Annotated in this window: 10 protein-coding genes; 6 read left to right on the top strand and 4 right to left on the bottom strand. The window is 70.1% G+C overall.

The genetic code is table 11. The annotated features are described in order from the left end of the window. Window positions 1-12: 12 nt before the first annotated feature. On the bottom strand, window positions 13-813 hold the full coding sequence (locus CMC5_RS25810) for an SAM-dependent methyltransferase (RefSeq protein WP_050432907.1): 801 nt from the start codon (window positions 811-813) through the stop codon (window positions 13-15). Between the two features lie 194 nt (window positions 814-1,007). Here CMC5_RS25810 and CMC5_RS25805 point away from each other — a divergent pair, with 194 nt between their 5' ends. After that, window positions 1,008-4,619, top strand: a complete 3,612-nt coding sequence (locus CMC5_RS25805) for a hypothetical protein (protein WP_245677758.1) — start codon at window positions 1,008-1,010, stop codon at window positions 4,617-4,619. Between the two features lie 24 nt (window positions 4,620-4,643). Here the strand turns inward: CMC5_RS25805 and CMC5_RS25800 are convergent, their stop codons facing one another. Beyond that, complete coding sequence (locus CMC5_RS25800) at window positions 4,644-5,675, bottom strand: GTPase (RefSeq protein ID WP_050432906.1); 1,032 nt, start codon at window positions 5,673-5,675, stop codon at window positions 4,644-4,646. Window positions 5,676-5,887: 212 nt separating this feature from the next. Between CMC5_RS25800 and CMC5_RS25795 the strand changes: the two genes are divergently transcribed. Then, entirely contained in the window at window positions 5,888-6,823 is a 936-nt protein-coding gene (locus CMC5_RS25795) for a DMT family transporter (protein WP_156338870.1), read from the top strand. 41 nt (window positions 6,824-6,864) lie between these two features. Here CMC5_RS25795 and CMC5_RS25790 read toward each other — a convergent pair whose 3' ends face one another. Then, window positions 6,865-7,875, bottom strand: coding sequence for an ADYC domain-containing protein (locus CMC5_RS25790; protein WP_156338869.1), 1,011 nt, complete (start codon window positions 7,873-7,875; stop codon window positions 6,865-6,867). A 58-nt stretch (window positions 7,876-7,933) separates the two neighbouring features. Continuing rightward, window positions 7,934-11,905 (bottom strand): nSTAND1 domain-containing NTPase, encoded by a 3,972-nt coding sequence (locus CMC5_RS25785; protein WP_245678587.1) that lies wholly within the window; start codon window positions 11,903-11,905, stop codon window positions 7,934-7,936. Between the two features lie 420 nt (window positions 11,906-12,325). Here CMC5_RS25785 and nagZ point away from each other — a divergent pair, with 420 nt between their 5' ends. The 4 genes from nagZ (at window position 12,326) to CMC5_RS25765 (ending at window position 17,798) form a co-directional block, all read left to right on the top strand. Then, entirely contained in the window at window positions 12,326-13,465 is a 1,140-nt protein-coding gene (gene nagZ / locus CMC5_RS25780) for a beta-N-acetylhexosaminidase (protein ID WP_082362792.1), read from the top strand. Next, complete coding sequence (gene hutI, locus CMC5_RS25775; protein ID WP_050432903.1) at window positions 13,462-14,724, top strand: imidazolonepropionase; 1,263 nt, start codon at window positions 13,462-13,464, stop codon at window positions 14,722-14,724. Before nagZ ends, hutI begins: the two co-directional genes overlap by 4 nt. A gap of 40 nt (window positions 14,725-14,764) precedes the next feature. Beyond that, window positions 14,765-15,343 carry an NUDIX hydrolase gene (locus CMC5_RS25770; RefSeq protein WP_245677756.1) on the top strand — a complete coding sequence of 193 codons (579 nt, stop codon included), beginning with the start codon at window positions 14,765-14,767 and terminating at the stop codon, window positions 15,341-15,343. Between the two features lie 79 nt (window positions 15,344-15,422). Beyond that, complete coding sequence (locus CMC5_RS25765; protein ID WP_050432901.1) at window positions 15,423-17,798, top strand: Tex family protein; 2,376 nt, start codon at window positions 15,423-15,425, stop codon at window positions 17,796-17,798. Window positions 17,799-17,813 lie beyond the last annotated feature (15 nt).

Here is a 17,813-nt window from a genome sequence, read left to right as displayed (position 1 = left end):
CGTGGCGAGCGGTTACGTCTTCTCGAAGATGACGGCATAGAACTCCAGGCCGAGTCCCTCGCGATCGGCTTCCGTGATGTAGCCTTCGGGGTAGCCGAGGAAGCGCTCGAGGGGCATGGGGCCGTTCGCGTCGAGGGTCCAGGGACGGCTCATGTCCAGGTAGTCCTCGAGCGTGAAGAGCTGGAAGGCCTCGCCCATGCTGTGGAACGAGGCTTCGAACTGCTCCCAGGCGGGGGTGGTCTTGGCGAGATCCTTGGTCTCGTAGGTCAGGAAGAGCTTCGAGCCCGGCGCTGCCCAGTCGTAGAGGTCGCGGCAGAACGTGCGGATCTCGTCTTCCTTCATGAAGACCGTGAGGCCGTTCGCCCCGAAGGCGACGCGGCGCTCTCCGCCCGTGAAGCGCTGCACCACCTCGGATTCGAGCAGTTCCTTCGCCGCCTGCACGTCGCTCTGCAGGTAGAGCACGCTCGGATCGTCACCGACGAGCACGCGGGCATGAGCCACGGTGTCGGCATCCCTGTCGGAGTAGATCACCCGCGCACCGGGAGCCGAGGCATGCACGTGATCCTCTGTGGGGAGCCCTGAGCCAAAGTCGATGAACTGGGTGAATCCCTCGCTGGCGAGCCGCCTGGCGAACTGCTGAAGGCTGGCCCGGAGCATGCGGATCCACTTCGGCATGGCGGGCAGGAGCGCCGTCATCTGCGCCGCGGCTGCGCGGTCGGCCTCGAAGTTCCTCGTCCCGCCGAGGAGGTGATCGTAGAGGCGTGCTGCATTCGGTACGTGCGGGTTCACGCCGGTCACGTCCAGTGTCGTCATCGAATTACCCTTTCTCTCGCGCTCTGCATGGCGCTGGCGGGTCTCTCGTCGATCGGGACCCACGCTAGGCGTGCGAATGCAAGGGTGTCAAGCGCGCCTCTGGATCGATGGGGCTCGAACGATGTCTCGTTGCGCGTCACGTGTGGCGCGGCTCGCTTCTTCCTTTCTGGCGCGATCAGGGCGAGGATTTGCGGATGAGCCGGTTCGATCTTTCGGTGCTGCGGGGTGAGCTGCTCCAGACCCATCACCGTGGTCGAATCGAGCGGATGCTGGAGCTGGGGCGCCTGGCGAGGAACGACCGGGAAGCGCTGCTCGTCATCGATACCTTCGCCCGCGGCGACGTCTACGAGCGGCGGCTCGCGCTCTATGCGCAGCACACGCTGCGCGATGGTGAGCGGCTGCTGGCGTTCATGGCCGATGCGTCACGGAGCCTGCGCTCGCTGGCGTTCGAGCTGGTGCCGCTCGTGTGCGACGACACGCAGGCGCTGGAGGCGCTGAAGATGGCGTTCTCGCTGCGGCGTGAGCGGAAGATCCTCGTTGCGCTCGCAGGCAGCGGCCGTCGTCACGTGGTGGACGGCTACCTCGACTGGCTTGCCGAGCAGCCGGGCCTTCAAGACTTCGCCGATCTGGTGTCGCTGGGATCGCCAGAAGGAATCCGCCGTCACCTCGAGCGCGCGCAGGCGCGCCCGAGCCGCACCTTCTGGAGCCGGCTGGCGCAGCATGCACCGGACACGCTGGGACGTTTGCTGATCGAACGGCTCCGTGCCGTCCCGGGGGAGCCGGATCCGGTCACCCGGCAGCGGATCGAGGCCCATGCGCCACGCCTTGCGCGACGGGCACCGGACGTCGCGCTGGTGCTGTTCGAGTTGCTGTTCAGTCGCGGGATCTTCAGTCGCGTGGCCGATCTCGTGGCGCTCGCTGCGCTTCGACCGGAAGCGACGCTCGCGCTGATCGAGCGGTATGAGGGACTCCAGGTCCCAGGGGCGCCGTTCGCACGAGGCGCTGCGGCGTTCGGGGTCGATGTGCTGGGGCGCCTCGTGCGCCGAGAGCCTGGCCTTCTGGGCTCCGCGGAGAAGCTGGTGAAGGTGCTCTCCGAGGAGCAGCTCGCGGCCGTCGTCGAGGCGTGGAGTGACGTGGCAGAACGGCACCCGGCCTGGGGGACGCCGCTGCTGAAGCGCTTCCAGGATCCGGCGCGTCGTCTCGCGGTGTGGGAGCGCTGGAGCATCGCGACGCGGGGGAGCGATGGGGTGATCCCGGTCGACGTGGTGGCGGAGTTGCCGGTGGAGCTCCAGGAGCGCGAGGCGCGGCGGCATCTGGGTGAGGTGGTCGCGCTGGAGACCCGCCCTGGAGAGCGGATTCGTCATGTTCGCTTCTTGCCATGGGAGGAGGCGAGCGTCGCGCTGCGCGCGTATCTCGGGCACCCCGAGGGGGCGATGCGCGGCGCGGCGCTGTCGGCGTTGCTGGCGATTCCGGGGTACCGGCCCGAGGAGGAGACCCTGGCCGGGAAGGCGCTCGGCATGGTGCTGGCCCGCAAGAACGAGCAGGATCCCGTGCGGCACACGATGCTGCTCGCGCTCTGCACGTGGCCGCGTGCCGTGTGGCGTCCGGAGCACACCGCCGGGATCGGTCAGATCTTGCGCGACGCGCTCGACGCTGGGGACCTCTCCCACGGGACCGCCCAGGCGGCAGAGACGCTGCTCCGGCGCACGTTCCGGCTCGATCCTGCCTGGGGGGCCGGCTGGCTCGGTACGCTGCTCAAGGAGCGAGGGACGCTGCATGACGCGCGCATCGGGCTGCATCTGTCGGACGACGAGGTGCGGGCCGCGGCGACGGTCTTGCTGGGCGTCGCGAAGGCCTGGAGCAGCAGGGAGCGTGTCCCTCAGCTCCTTGCGCTCGGAGAGAGCCTCGGAGAGCGCCTCCCCCTGGTCACTGGCCTGCCGGATCTGCTGGCGAAGGCGGCGCGGATCACGGCCTGGGGGAGCATTGCCCTCTCCGTGTACCTGCTTTTCCGGCGCTTCGACCGGGCTCGCTACGAGGCCGACCTGGCCGAGGTGCTGGGGCGGTGGCTCGACAAAGGCTGGGTTGCCGAGGTGCTCACCCTGGCGGCGAGCGTGGACAAGCCGGGGCGGAGGCAGCCACCGCTCCCCGCGGCGCTCGAAGGCGCGCTGGAGCGGATCTGCCGCGGGGAGGGTCGTAACGAGCATGCCGTCCAGGCGCTCTCGATCCTGAGCGCACGCGCTCCGGCCGTTTTCCAGCGGCTGGTGCCGGAGCTGCTCGAGAAGGACGAGAGCATCATCTGCATCCCCGCCGTGTGCCGTTACCTGCACCTGCGCCGACAGGATCTGCTCGGTCCCTTCCTGGAGATCCGGACCATGCGCGGTCGCTTCGCGACAGGGGAGACGGCGTGGGTGATCCCGTTCGAGCGTGGCTTCCATCGCTGGACGCCACCGCAGAATGTGTCGTTCTCCCGCAGCGTCACGGCGGTCATGAGCGACGCGGACCGCGACATCCCGACCGTGTGGCGCTTCCTGACCCTGCTCTCTGCGCTGGACTCTGCGCCGATGGATGCCCTGGCGGCGCTCGCCGACGACGCACGCCCCGCCGTGCAGGAGCGGGCGATCCGGGTGATGGCGCGCTGCGATCAGGGTCAGTGCCTGCCCACGCTGCTGCGCTGCCTCGAAGACGGCCGTGCGCGCATCGCGATCTACGGGCTGCGCCGGGCCCTGAAGGACGTGCTGCCGCGCGAGACGCTCCGGCTCCTGTGCGGGGTGCCGATGGCGAAGGTCACGGTGGCCAAGGAGGTCGTCCGGCTGATCGGCACGCTGCGTCTGGAGGCGGCCTACGAGCACCTGGTGCATCTCGACGGGACGACGCTGCACCGCGATGTGCGCATCGCCTTGCTGCGGGCCCTGTGGGATCACCTCGATCGGGAGCCCACGTGGGGTGTCTTCGAGCGCGCGGTGACGGGGATCGACTGGCTGATGGCGTCACGGCTGGGGGACATCCCCGCCGACAGGCTCACCCGGCAGGCGGACCAGAGGCTGTCGGCGCTGCTCGCGCGGGTCCTCGCGCGTCCCGAGCCCGAGGCGCGGATCGATCTCCTCCTGAGGGCGTGGTCCCTGTCGGTGAGCGATCCAGAACGCACGTTCCTGGCGGCGGTCGCGGCGCGTCTGGTGTCGGTCTACGACGACGAGGTGAGGGCTGCCGTCACAGCGATCCTCCAGCGCTGCGCGGAGGACGATGTGGCGCGCCTTCCTGGCTTGCTGCGGGTGGCGCTGAGCGATGCGCGGTGCCTGCACGTGGCGGTCTCGGCGCTGGTCTCGGTGAACGTCAAAGGGCGCGCGGTGTGGATCGCGCTCGCCCGCGCGGCCGAGGCGGTGCTGGCGGACGATCCCCGGTGGAGCGCGCTGCGTGTGCGCTGCGCCGCAGCGGCCATGGCGGGGCAGGAGTTCGCGGAATGGCTCGCTGCCCTCGGCGAGCAAGGAGGCCTCTCGGCGGATGCCTTGGAGGCGTGTCGCAGCGCGATCGACGCACTCCCCGCGATGGAGCTGGCGCCGCTTCTGGACCGGCTGCGCAGGAGCGTGAGCCCGGAAGCCAGGCGGGTCGCCGTCTGGGCGCTCGTCCGGGATGCTGGTCCGGAGCGGGGCTGGACGCCGGAGCGGCTGGAGCAGCTCGCTGCGCTCCAGACCGATCCATCGCCGTTCGTCGCCGGCGCAGCGCTTTCGGTGTTTCCTCCCCGGGAGATGGTCCTCGCCCATGCAAACGAGCGTCGACGCAGGGACCCGGCGGCATCGCCACCCGGGTGAAGGCCCTCGGGTCGGTCGGGAGGTTCAGCCGCCGTGCAGCTCGATGACGTCACCGTCGAGCAGGACGTGCTCCCGTGGGACGTGCTGACCGCTGTACGTGTCCTTGCGCCAGAGTCGCGCTGATCTCACCTCGGTCGAGAGGCTGCGGTGGACCAGGCCGGCGACGTCTTGCACCGTGGCGCCCTGCCGTGCGGTGAGGGGGCGGCCCGTGTCGGGGGGCTGGCCAGGGACCTTCGTGTAGACGCGGACGACGCCGAGCCGCTCGAAGAGCCAGGCACCGAGGGGCGCCAGCCCGGCGCCCGTCTCGGCGGAGGTGCAGACGACGGGGAAGGTCGTGCCTGCGAGCTCCTGGACGACCTGCGCCTCGGCCTGTGCGGCGTCGGCATCCCCTGGAAAGAGGTCGCACTTGTTCACGACCAGCAGCGTGGGGAGGCGCTGGACGTGGAACCCGTCCAGGCCCTCCTCCTCCTGGAACAGCGCGTTCCGGGAGGGCTCGGCATCGAGCAGGATGTGTTTCTCCGCGAGCTTGCGGGAGAGCCCCGCCAGGTCGTCGAGAGCGGCTGGATCGTGCAGGTCGAGCACCAGGAGTGCGGCCTCGGCATGGAGCAACGTGTTGGGGAGCCAGCTCTCCATGGCCGTCGCCGAGATCGCGGGCAGGTCGACGAGCTGGAACTGGATGTCCTCGAAGGGGAGCATGCCCGGCTGTGGCTGCCGGGTGGTGAACGGGTATGCCGCGACCTCCGCTCCGGAGCCCGTGAGGCGAGCGTGGAGGCTCGATTTGCCAGCGTTGGGAGGCCCGAGCAGCGCGATCTGAGCGGCCCCTTCGGGGCGCACGCTGAAGCTGGTCCCGGTGCGGACGCCCCGCTTCGGGCCTGCGAGCTGATCCGAGAGGGCCTTGATGCGTGTCTTGAGATCGGCGTGGAGGTGATCGGTCCCCTTGTGCTTGGGGAGCGTGCGCAGCATCTCCCGGAGGTGGAGCAGGCGCGCGTCGGGCGTCCGCGCATTGCGGTAAGCCGCTTCGGCGTTTCTGTACTCCGGCGAGAGGTTGGCCGGCATCGACGCAAGAGCGTCCTGCGCGTCGAGAAGGGCGTCAAGCGAGGGCGGGAACACCCTGGATGTGCCATTGAAAAATTCCAGGGCACCCCCTGCGCACCCGTGGTAGTCGTCAGCGCGCTGTGCAGACACCTACGTCGCAGGGGGCGGTCGCCGCACACCCCCCAGCGGCCAACGCCATCGCTCTGGCCGAGGCCGAGCGGCACGCAGCGCGTATGGCAAGTGGCCAGACGAACCCGGTCGCGGGGTTGCTCTGGATGGCCCTGGCGTCGACGCTGTTCGCCGTCATGAACGTGGCGGCGCGGCTCGCCTCGGCAAGGGTGCCGTGGGCAGAGGTCGCGACGTTCCGAGCGCTCGTCGGGGCCGGGATCGCGCTGGCATTCGCGCTCGTCCGCCGGGCGCCTCTGCGGGTGGAGCCCAGCGACAGACCGCTCGCCTGGGGACGTGCCCTCTGCGGGACGGTCGCGATGTACTGCACCTTCCTGACCCTGGGGGCGCCGCTGCTCGCGCTCGGTGACGTGGTCACGCTCGGGGCGACCAGCCCGATCTTCGTCGCCTTGCTGTCGCCCCGGCTGCTGGGAGAGCGCGGCTCGCGCGGGCTCTGGGGCGCGACGCTGGTGGCCTTCCTGGGGGTCGCCCTGGTGGCCGGCCCTCAGCTCGAACTGGCAGGCCACCTGGCCTTCATCGCGACCGCAGGTGCCCTGGCATCGGCCATGGCGATGATCTGGCTGCGGAAGCTCGGGTCGAGCATGAAGCGAACGGGGGACCAGCCGGCGCCCGGGCCGGAAGCGGTGGCGCTCCACTTCTCGCTGGTGGCGAGCGTGGCGATGCTGGTGCTCTCGATCCCGGATTTCGAGGTGCCCGACGCGAAGGGCGCGCTGCTGCTGTTCGCCACAGGAATCTCTGGCGGGCTGGCGCAGCTCGCGATGACGCGAGCGTATGCGCTGGACCGGGCCGCACGGGTGGGCACCGTCGGCTACCTGGGGGTGGTCCTGTCGCACGTGCTGGGCGTGATCGCGCTGGGGGAAGCTCCCGGGCCCCACCAGCTCGCCGGGGCGACGCTGGTGACGGCTGCTGGTGTGGCGCTCACGGTGGGAGCGCTGCGCGATCACCAGGGCAGTGCGGGGACTCCCTCGAAAGAGCGCCCCTGACCCACGCGGACGCTGGCGACGCCTTGCCGGTCCCGGTCGTGTCAGTCCTCGTCGTCGAGCTGGAACTCGTTGCGGAGCAGGCTCCGCTCGGAGAGGGGCGTCGTGAAGCCCATGGCCGCGCCGAACGTGGACATGCTGCCGAAGCAGGAGAAGGCTGCGGTCTTCCGCTCGCGGCAGTGCGCATCGACGTAGTCGGAGGCGGCCTGGCTTTCGTGCCGGGTGGTGGCGATGCAGAGCGCCCCCTCGGCCCCCCACTCCGCTTCCGACGCCCACCCGCTCCCGAGGTTGGCCGACACCTGAATGTTCAAGGGGTCCCAGAGATTGACCAGGGTGCCGTTCGTGGTGTGGGTCGTGCCATCGCCACAGTAATCACCACGCAGCAACCGGGTACACGCTTGATGCAGCGGGCGGAGTTCGACGTCCTGGCATGACCCCTGATGACACTCCGATTTCGTCTTCCAGGGCTCGTAACCGAGGCCGACACATTTCGCGAGCGCGCCGTCGAGGCAAGCGAAGGTGAAGATGTCCGGATCGTCGATGAAGTCGCCGCCGGTGGGCGTGCCCGAGGAGTAATCCCAGCGGCCTCTCAGCGGGATCGCACGGGTCGGCTGCCCTCCCTCGACCCTGCACAGATCATCCCAGGCGTCGCCGGTCCAGTGCTTGATGGTGTACAGATACACGTCGGGCGTCGTCGATTGCTGGATGTCGTTCACCTCGAGCAGGATCTCCCGGCCATCGGAGAGCACGGCTTGCATCGTGGCCCCGAGGAGGGCGGTGCCGCGCATCGTCTCCCCATTGTCGGCGCGTATCGCTTTGAGTTCCGCGCCGTGTATTTCCACACCATTGAGGCTCAGCCCATTGAGACTGATACCGTTCATCTGGACGCCGTTCATCTGGACGCCGTTCATCTGGACGCCGTTCATCTGGACGCCGTTGAGACTGAGGCCATTGCTGGAGGCGAGCCCGCTGGTGGCACCCGCGACGTCTTCCGACGCATCCGAGGGCAAGGCGCTCGAAGTGCAAGCCACGGCGAAGACGGAGGACCACGTCACGATCGCAATCGTGCAATGAAAACGCATGAAGTTTCCTCTTATGAATGGCTAGGGGCCGTCATTTCCCGGCGTCACGCGCAGGAAGCGCGTCACGCGGCGCTGACTCCGCCGGGGGGGCGGCGCAGACGCGCAGGCCGAGCCTGGGGTCTCGTAGGTCTTCTGCGAATCGAGTTCTATTGGCGATCCGGGCCGTCAGCGCCTCGTAGTAATAGGCACCGCCGCGGATGAATGAGGGACCGCCAGGCGTCGCGGAGGTCGTCCATTCGAAGACGTTCCCGGCCATGTCATCCGCCTCGAAAGGGCTACGCGAGCCCGCATGGAGACCAACCTGGTCGGGTCCGCGTGCTGCAATGTCCGAGCCATGGGTGGAGTCGATGTTGGCATCATGCGGCTCCAGGACATCGCCAGCAGGGAACTCCCGATCATCAGCGCCTCGGGCAGCTCGTTCCCATTCCTGTTCTGTGCACAGGCGTGCGCCTGGGACACGCCCGGTGGCGCGGAGCCAGGCAGTGTACGCATGGGCGTCATGTCGGGAGATGCCGCTGACCGGAAAATGCCGCCAGTCCTGCCCCGCATGACGCGAGCGCTTGGTGTAGGTGATCGGCTCCCCAGCTCTGGCGGTGAGGGGCTGCGTGGTGGGCTGGATGGAGAGCTGCCAGGTGCCGTCGGGGAGCCGGAGCAGCTCGAGGGCACCCGCGAGGCCCGCCGCGCCGACCTTGGGGGTGCGGAGGGCGCGCTCTCCCGGAGGCAGGGATTCGAGGAACTCGATCCACTCCTGGAACGTCGTCTCGTGACGCGCGATCGAATACGCGTCCGTGGTCACCGGATGCAGCGGGCTCGCCGAGAAGAAGCTCTGGCGCAGGGTGTCGTCGGCGGCGCTGCCCGAGAGGTAGCGGCCTGGCGGCACGTAAATGAAGCCGCTGGGGATGGCTGTGGCGGGCGGGAGGAAGAGATTCAGCGAAAGCCGTTCATCCCGACCGAGCAACACCGGGTAGCGGATCGGGGCGCGTCCCTCGGCCTCCACGGTGAGCAGGTAGGAGCCGGCGGGCAGATCCATGGCGGGGAGCGGCGTGTGACCCAGCTCCCTCGCTTCGCCGAGGCGTCGCGCGCGGTGTTCCTGCGTGGAGTAACGCGCCAGGGTGATGTGCGCTCCAGGAGGGGTCGTCTCCAGCGAGAGCGAGGCCGGCGCATGCCACTTCAACGCGCGCTCGCCGGCGCTGTCGTAGACGGCGAGCCGGTCGAGCAGCTCGTCGCGACGCGCATGCGCGCCATCGCGCTCCGCAGCGAGTGCGCGCTGGTACAGGAGGTCGGCGAGTTCGGAACGCACCACGGTGTTGTCACCGTCGACGGAGAGTGCCGCTTCGAGGGCGAGGCCGGCCCGGACACGGAGGTGCTCGGCGGTGGCGGCCAGCGTCAGGACCTCGGCCCAGCGCCGCTCGGCGTCTTCTTCGCGGCTGCCGTCGAAATCGGCGAAGGCGCTGGTCCTCAAGGGACCGAGCGCTGCTTCTTTCTCGAGTGCCTGCTGGGCGAGCGAAGCCGCTTCGCGTCGGTGCGTGGTGACGTGGGCGGTGACCTCGCGGCGGTGGGCGAGCTGGATGCCACCATAGGCGAGCAGGGCCGCGAGCGGGATCCCGAGCAACGCTCCCGTGCGGGCGCGGCGCTGCCCGCGGACGGCGTGCCGCGAGGACTGCAGGAAGTCGCGCGCGCGTGGGCCGAGGTCCCCTTCGTCGAGCAGCGTGGCTTCTTCGAGCTGGCGGCCGCCCCACAGGGCATCGCGGGTGCCTCCGAGGCGCTCCCACTCGGCGGCGGCGGCCTCGAGGCGGTGGCGTACCGGGCGGCTGCCTTGCTGTTCGTCCAGCCAGCGTCGGAGGGTGCCCCAGCCACGGAGCAGGGCTTCGTGAGCAATCTCGATGGTGGTGCCCTCGTCGCTTTGCTGCATGACGAGGAGGCGACCCCTGACCAGCGCCTCCAGCGCCTCGCGGGCCGAGGGATCTCCGGCGAACAGCTCGGCCTCGCTGCGCTTCGCGCGGGTGCCCTCGAGGGTGACGAGCGCGAGCAAGAGGCGGCGGGCCGTGGATCGTTGGTCCTCGGGCAAGCCCAGCAGCACGCCATCCCCGTGGCGCGCGAGGGCACCGGCGACGCCACCGATGGCGTCGAGTGCAGCCTCGGTGATGGGCGCGTCCGGGTGGGCGCGGGCGTCCCAGAGTTCGGCGAGCGCGAACTGGAGCAGGGGCAGGCCCTCGGCGCTCGAGGTCGATGCGGCCAGCTTGTCGATGAGGGCGGTGGACTCGAAAGCGACGCCCTTGGCCCGTGCAGGTCCCACGATCGCCTCGGAGATCCGGTCGGCGGCGAGCGGCCGGAGGAGATAGAGGCCGCGCGCGAGGACGTCCCCCAGGCCAGGGATCGTGGCCGCACGCGTGAGGAAATCGCTGCGCACGGTCATCAGCAGCCGCACGCAGGGGGCGCGTGATGCGAGCTGACCGAGCGCTTCGCCGAGCGTCTGGGCCTCCTCGGGTGAGGTGAGGGTGAGCAGCTCCTCGACCTGGTCGAGGTACAGGAGCAGCCCTTGTCCAGGGCCGAGGCGCCGGTGCACGTCCCGCGCGAGGGCGATGGGATCCGCGAGCCGGGCGAGGGAGCGTTCCTCCTCTTCGCCGAGGATCCGGGCGAGGGCCGCCGCGAAGCGGCGCTTGCTGCGAGGCACACGCAGTGTCGTCCAGGTGCGTCCATCACCGAGCGCGCCGTCGAGGACGAGCGGGATGACGCCGGCCGAGCAGAGGGAGGACTTCCCGACGCCGGAGTCTCCCGCGATCATCACGGCGGGCTCGGCGCGCAGGCGATCGAGGACGGCGCCGATCTCGGCGGTGCGACCGAAGAAGAGAGCCCGGTGCTCGGCATCGAACGGGAGCAGGCCGCGGTAGGGGTTGCCTTCGGGCATCGCCGTGTTGCGCGTCGCGGTGATGAGCTGCTCCAGCGCTTCGCGCAGCTCGTCGCCCGAGGCGTACCGCTCGGCCGGATCACGCCGCAGACACCTGTCGACCACGCTGGCGAGGCGGCGATCGACGCCATGGACGACGGTGGCGAGCGGGGGGATGTCCTGGGAGCGAGCCGCGCGGGGCAGCTCGTTCATGGGCAAGCTCGCGTGCGGCAACTCCCCCGCGCAGAGCTCGTAGAGCACGAGGCCGAGGGCGTAGACGTCCGTGCGGGGCGAGGCGGCTTCGCCGATCCACAGCTCTGGCGCCATGTAGAGGGGCGTACCCTGGAGTGCCGTGACGCTCGTGACCGCGCGCTCTCCCGAGATGGCCGACGTCGTCGGCGACAGCGGGACGACGCAGCGGAAGGTGATGTCGGTGGCCTCTGCGACATGACCGAGCGCCAGGGCGTCCTCGGGAGGTAAAGGCGGCGCCGGATCCGAGTCGAGCTGCGCCACGGCAGCAGCGACGGCCAGCGTGGCAGGGTTCGGCGTGGAGCGCGCGGCCCCGTGCTCGACGAGCTTCGCGAGGCCGAAGTCCAGCAGCTTCACCTCTCCGTCTTCCGTCAGGATCGCGTTGCCCGGCTTGATGTCCCGGTGCAAGACGCCGCGCCGATGGGCCGCGCCCAGGCCTCGTGCGAGACCGATGCCGAGTTCCAGGACACGTGTCCAGGGCAGCGGATGATCGAGGAGATCGAGGCTGGTGCCTCGCACGAACTCGGAGATGATGAAGGGGCGAGCGTCGATCTCTCCGACGCGATAGATGGACACCACGTTCGGGTGCTGGAGACGTGCCGCGGCGCGAGCTTCCTGGAGGAGCAGATCGCGGCCATCGTGATCCGGATCGATTGCGCTCAGAAACTTGACCGCGACGAGCCGCTCGAGCAGCGCGTCCTGGGCGAGGTACACCTCCCCCATACCCCCCCAGCCAAGGAGCCGGAGCAGCCGATACTCTTCGAATACCTTCGGCGGGCACCACCCGGACGGCGGCTCCAGGGAATCGGACCCCAGGAGGCTCGAAAGAAGTGGCATCGGGAGGTTTGCGTTCGGCTCTTCCAGCATCACGCGATGACCGCAGCCTGCGGCCCCACCCTTCGCCGCATCATCACGATCCGGCCCACTTTCATCATAGAACTCAGTGGCGACGCGTCGTCGTGCGAACTCGCGCCCGCCTCCAGCCCAGTCATTAACACGCAGTCTCGTCCCCTGCGACGCCGTTTCATGGTGACACAAGGTTCCTCGCTGTACACGCGCCGGTGGTTGCGCGCGTCGATGCGTGACGATGAATTCGAGGATACGCTCCGGGCATCGCAGGTCTTGGAATGGGTTGGAGCCCGTAGAATGAGTCGGGGGATTCCGCAGCGCGAATTGGTGTCATCGCAGCACGCGGAATGCGCGCCGAGATTGGCGCGCGCGGCGGTTTCGTCTACGAAGGGGGCGAAGGCGCGGGCGATCGTCGTGCGGCGCATTCGTCGGAGAATCATGGTGTCTGATCTCGAACTAGCGGTGCTCTGCGGGCAGCTCGTCGTGGGCGGCTTCCGGAGCACCGAGCCCTCGAAGCGCTTCCTCGATGAGCTCTCCGCCGGGCGGCGAGGGGGGGCGATCCTCTTCCGTCGCAACCTGCCCGACCTCGCGACGGCCTCGCGGACGTGTCACGCGCTCCTCGATGCGGCCCCTTCGGGGATGCCGCCATTCATCGGGCTCGATCAAGAAGGGGGTCGGGTCGCTCGGATGCCCGCGCCGGTCCTCAAGCTGCCCGCCGCTCGCGTGCTCGGCCAGACGGGTGACATCGGGCTGATCCGGCGCGCCGCCCGCGCCGTGGCGGAAGAGCTTCACGCCGCGGGCTTCAACCTGAACTTCGCCCCGGTGCTCGACGTCGACTCGAACCCCAGGAACCCGGTGATCGGCGACCGATCGTTCAGCCACGATCCGGCATGGGTCGCCGCCGCGGGCGTCGCGTTCATCGAGGGCATGCAGGAAGGGGGCGTGCTGGCGTGCGGCAAGCATTTCCCTGGACACGGGGATACCGACACGGACAGCCACCTGGCCTTGCCGCGGCTCGCTCACGATCGCGCCCGCCTCGACGACATCGAGCTTCCGCCGTTCCGCGCGGCCGCCAGGGCAGGGGTGGCCTCGATGATGACGGCGCACCTCGTGGTGGACGCGCTCGACCCCGGCGTGCCGGCCACGCTGTCACGGGCGGTCTGCACCGACCTGCTGCGCGGCGAAATCGGGTTCGAGGGCGTCCTGTTCACCGATGACCTGGAGATGGCTGCGATCTCGGCCCTGCACCGCGTCGAGGACGCGGCCGTGGCGTCGATTGCGGCGGGGTGCGACGTGGTCCTCGTGTGCAGCGACGAGGATGCGCAGGCGCGGGTCCATGCCGCGCTCGTGGCGCACGCCGAGCGGGATTCGGCGTTCCGGGCACGGTGCACCGAGGCCGGAACACGCAGCCTCGCTGCGCGGCGGCGCTACCCACCGAGGCCGCTCCCCGAGAACGCCCTGAGAGCGAAGCTGGACAGCGCCGAAGCACGCGCGCTGCTCGATGCGCTCACCGCAGGGGCGAGCCAGGCAGGGCAGGGGAATGACCCGACCGAGCATGGCCGGGAGGCCGGAGCGTGAGCGCCGCGCGCTTCGTGATCGTCGCACCCCGGGTGATCACCTGCGATCCGGCCCGGACGCGGCCGGGCGACCCCCTGGGTGTCGTCGAGGACGGCGCCGTGCTGGTCGAGGACGGGGTGATTCGCGCCGTGGGAGCGCGCGCCGAGCTGCTCGGGAGCGAGGCTGGGGGCGTGCGCGTACACGCCGTCGAGGGGGTGGTGACCCCTGGTCTCGTCGACGCCCATACCCATGCTCCCTGGATGGGCTCGCGCGACGCCGAGTACGCCGTTCGGCTCGCGGGAGGTGACTACGAGGCCATCGCGGCGGCGGGGGGCGGCATCGTGTCCACCATGCGCGCGGTGCGGGCTTCCTCGGTCGAGGCCCTCTCGGCGACGCTGGTCGAGCGGCTCCGCCGCATGGCCACGCTCGGCGTGACGACCGTGGAGGCCAAGAGCGGCTACGGGCTGGACGAAGCGTCCGAGCGCCGACAGCTCGAAGCCGTGGCCGAAGCGGGTCGTGACGCCTCGCTCCCCCGCCTCGTCCCCACGTACCTCGCCCTCCACGCCGTTCCGCCCGAGGCTCACGGAGACCGCAGCGCCTATGCGCGCCAGGTCGCGGAGCGCTGGCTGCCCGCCATCGCCGCCGCAGGCCTCTGTCGGTACGTCGACGCCTACGTGGATCGGAGCGCCTTCTCCGTGGAGGACACGCGGCCCCTGCTCGCCCGTGCGCGCGACCTCGGTCTCGGGGTGCGCCTCCACGCGGGCCAGTTCGCCGATGTCGGCGCCGCCGAACTCGCGGCGGAGTTCGGCGCAGCGAGCGCGGATCACCTGGAGCAGGTGGGGCCGGCCGGTATCGAGGCGCTGGCGGCTCGGGGCGTCGCCGCGGCCCTTTTGCCCCTGGCGAGTTTCACTTTGCGACAAGCGCCCCCTCCCGTGGACGCCTTGCGCGCTGCAGGCGTCCCGCTCGTGGTGGCCAGCGATGCGAACCCCGGCACCGCCCCGACCGAGAGCCTGCCGCTCGCGATGGCCTTTGCTGCCCGCCTCTATGGACTCACCGTTGCCGAGGTCCTCCTCGGCGCCACCCGCGAGGCAGCCCGCACCCTCGGCCTGGAGGCGTCGGTGGGCGTTCTCCGACCGGGCCTCCAGGCGGATCTGGTCGCCTGGGACCTGCCCCACGAGAACGCCTTGATCCAGCCCTGGGGCTGTCCGCGGACGCGGATGGTCCTTCGGGGTGGTGCTCTCCTGTCGGGCCGGTTTGACGCATCCCCTCCGGCCGGCTAGCCCTCTCCGGGTGGGGCTTCTTTCCTACGATCTGGAGGCCGTGACCCGTCGGATCGGGGGGCGCGCCATCGACCTCGACTCTCCCTCGACCGAGCGTCAGGCGGCGGTCGCCGCCATCCTGCGACCCTCCTCGGCGCCAGGAGAAGACGCCGAGGTCCTCCTGGTCCGGCGGGCCGAGCGCATCGGCGATCCCTGGTCTGGCCACATGGCCATGCCTGGCGGACGGCGCGAGCCGGCGGACGAGAGCCTCTTCGCAACGGCGGTCCGTGAGACCCGCGAAGAGATCGGCCTCGACCTCGCCGAGCACGGCGTCTTGCTGGTGCGCTTGCCCGACGTGCCCGCCATGGCGCGTGGCCTCCGGGTGGGCATGGTCATCGCGCCCTTCGTGTTCGCGCTCCACTCGGACGCCGCGCTGAACCTGAACGAAGAGCTGGTCGAGGCGCTGTGGACGCCGATCGGCCCGCTGGCACGCGGCGAACTCGACGGCACCACCCCGTACCTCCACGAAGGGCAGCCCCTGGAGCTGCCTTGCTACCGGGTGGGGGATCACATCGTGTGGGGCTTGACGCACCGGATGCTGACCTACCTCGTCGAAGCTCTGCATCGAAACGACTCATGAGGGACGCCGACCTCCCGCGTCTACCGCTGCTACAAGTCAAGCCTGGACGCGCGTGCACCCTCCGCCTATGTGGCCGCGCATGACGGAACCCTCTGCCGCGACTCCCACGAGCACGTTCGACCCGGTCCCGACCCTTGCCGAGGAGCTGAGCCTCCCCCGCTCGGGCGTCACCGCCGTGGTCCGCTTGCTCGCCGAGGGAGCGACGGTGCCCTTCATCTCCCGCTACCGCAAGGAAGCCACCGGCGGCCTCGACGAAGTGCAGATCCGCGCCATCGAAGAGCGCCGGGCCTACCTCCTCGAGCTCGAAGAGCGCCGGGCCACCGTCCTCGCCGAGATCCAGAAGCAGGGCAAGCTCACCCCCGAGCTGGAGAAGAAGCTCCGCACCTGCGGCAGCAAGGCCGAGCTCGAAGACCTCTACCTACCCTACAAGCCCAAGCGCCGCACCCGCGCGATCATCGCCAAGGAGCGCGGCCTCGAGCCTCTTGCCGACCGCATCTGGTCCCAGGCCCTCGAAGGCGATCCCCAGGCCGAGGCCCAGACCTTCGTCAGCGCCGAGAAAGAGGTCCCCGACGTCATCGCCGCCCTCCTCGGCGCCCGTGACATCTGCGCCGAGCGCATCGCCGAGCACGCCGACGTCCGCCGCATCTACCGCGAGGCGTTCACCAAGGAAGGTGTGATCAAGGTCCAGAAGAGCGAGGACCACGCCCAGAAGGCGACCAAGTTCGACACCTACGCGAGCTTCGAGGAGCCCGTCGGATCCATCCCCTCCCACCGCTTCCTCGCCATCCGCCGCGGCGAGGCCGAAGGCGTGCTCCGCGTCACCCTCGACATCGACACCGAGCAGCACGCCCCCGCGATGCACGCCGCCGTCGGCGTCAAGCCGAGCTCCCCCTGGGCTTCCGAGCTGACCAAGGCAGCGCAGGACGCCGTGCGCCGCCTCCTCGTCCCCGCCGTCCAGAGCGACGTCCGCGTCGACCTCAAGATGGCCGCCGATCGCGCCGCCGTCGACGTCTTCGCCCAGAACCTCCGCGAGCTGCTCCTCGCTGCGCCCTTCGGCACCAAGACCGTCATCGGCATCGACCCAGGCCAGCGCACCGGGTGCAAGTGCGCCGTCGTCGACGACACCGGCAAGATGCTCGAGAACACCACGTTCTACCTGGTCCAGGGCGCCGACGCGACCGAGCGCGCCCGCATCGAGCTGAAGCGCCTCCTCGCCAAGTACACCCCCCACGCCGTCGCCGTCGGCAACGGCACCCACGGCCGCGAGACCGAGGACTTCGTGCGCGACGTGTTCCGTGACACCGGCGCGAAAGAGATCTTCTGCGTCCCCGTCAGCGAGGCGGGCGCCAGCGTCTACTCGGCGAGCGACGTCGCCCGCGAAGAGTTCCCCGACCTCGACCTCACCGTGCGCGGCGCCATCAGCATCGCCCGCCGCCTGCAGGACCCCCTCGCCGAGCTGGTCAAGGTCGACCCCAAGAGCATCGGCGTCGGCCAGTACCAGCACGACGTCTACCAGGGCCTCCTCGCGCGCAAGCTCGACGAGGTCGTCGAGAGCTGCGTGAACCTGGTCGGTGTCGAGCTGAACACCGCGAGCGCCCCCTTGCTCGCCCGCGTCGCTGGCATCGGCCCGAGCCTCGCCAAGAAGATCGTCGCCCACCGCAACGTCGCCGGCGCCTTCAAGAGCCGCCGCGCCCTGCTCGACGTCCCCGGCATCGGCCCCAAGACCTTCGAGCAGGCCGCGGGCTTCCTCCGCGTGCACGACGGCGAACACCCCCTCGACGGAAGCGCCGTCCACCCCGAGCGCTACGCCCTCGTCGAGCGCATCGCCGCCGATCTCGGCGTGCAGGTCACCTCGCTCGTCGGCAACGCCACGGCCATCGCCCGCATCGACCCCAAGCGCTACCTCGGCGCCGACGTCGGCGAGTTCACCATGAACGACATCCTCGGCGAGCTGAAGAAGCCTGGCCGCGACCCTCGCGCCATCTTCGAGCCCCCGCGCTTCCGCGACGACGTGCGCACCATGAACGACCTCCAGCCCGGCATGGAGCTGGAGGGCGTGGTCACCAACGTCACCGCCTTCGGCGCCTTCGTCGACATCGGCGTCCACCAGGACGGCCTGGTCCACGTCTCCCAGCTCGCCGATCGTTTCGTGAAGGACCCATCCGAGGTGGTGAAGGTGGGCGACAAGCTCAAGGTGCGCGTGCTCGAGATCGACCTCGAGCGGAAGCGCATCTCCCTCACCGCCAAGAGCGGCAGCGGCGCCGCGCCAGGCGCCCGCAACGCGCAAGGCGGCGCCTTCGGCAACCAGAAGAGCCAGCACCAGGGCCAGGGCAACCCGCGCGACAACCGCCGCCCCGGGCAGGGGCAGGGCCAGGGCCAGCAGAAGGGCCAAGGACAGGCGGGCAACGCCGCCGGATTCCGCAACAACCCCTTCGCCAACCTGCTGCGAAAGTAGTCGACCCGGCGCCGC

This window comes from Chondromyces crocatus (assembly GCF_001189295.1).
Classification (GTDB): domain Bacteria; phylum Myxococcota_A; class Polyangia; order Polyangiales; family Polyangiaceae; genus Chondromyces; species Chondromyces crocatus.
Note: the sequence above shows the minus strand (reverse complement) of the source record. Positions and strands in the feature narration are given on the sequence as shown.

Bases quoted from the DNA above. Each gene is read 5' to 3' on its own strand.
- CMC5_RS25810 (WP_050432907.1), bottom strand. From the start codon at position 813: ATGACGACACTGGACGTGACCGGCGTGAACCCGCACGTACCGAATGCA.
- CMC5_RS25805 (WP_245677758.1), top strand. From the start codon at position 1,008: ATGAGCCGGTTCGATCTTTCGGTGCTGCGGGGTGAGCTGCTCCAGACC.
- CMC5_RS25800 (WP_050432906.1), bottom strand. From the start codon at position 5,675: ATGCCGGCCAACCTCTCGCCGGAGTACAGAAACGCCGAAGCGGCTTAC.
- CMC5_RS25795 (WP_156338870.1), top strand. From the start codon at position 5,888: ATGGCAAGTGGCCAGACGAACCCGGTCGCGGGGTTGCTCTGGATGGCC.
- CMC5_RS25785 (WP_245678587.1), bottom strand. From the start codon at position 11,905: ATGCTGGAAGAGCCGAACGCAAACCTCCCGATGCCACTTCTTTCGAGC.
- nagZ (WP_082362792.1), top strand. From the start codon at position 12,326: ATGGTGTCTGATCTCGAACTAGCGGTGCTCTGCGGGCAGCTCGTCGTG.
- CMC5_RS25765 (WP_050432901.1), top strand. From the start codon at position 15,423: ATGACGGAACCCTCTGCCGCGACTCCCACGAGCACGTTCGACCCGGTC.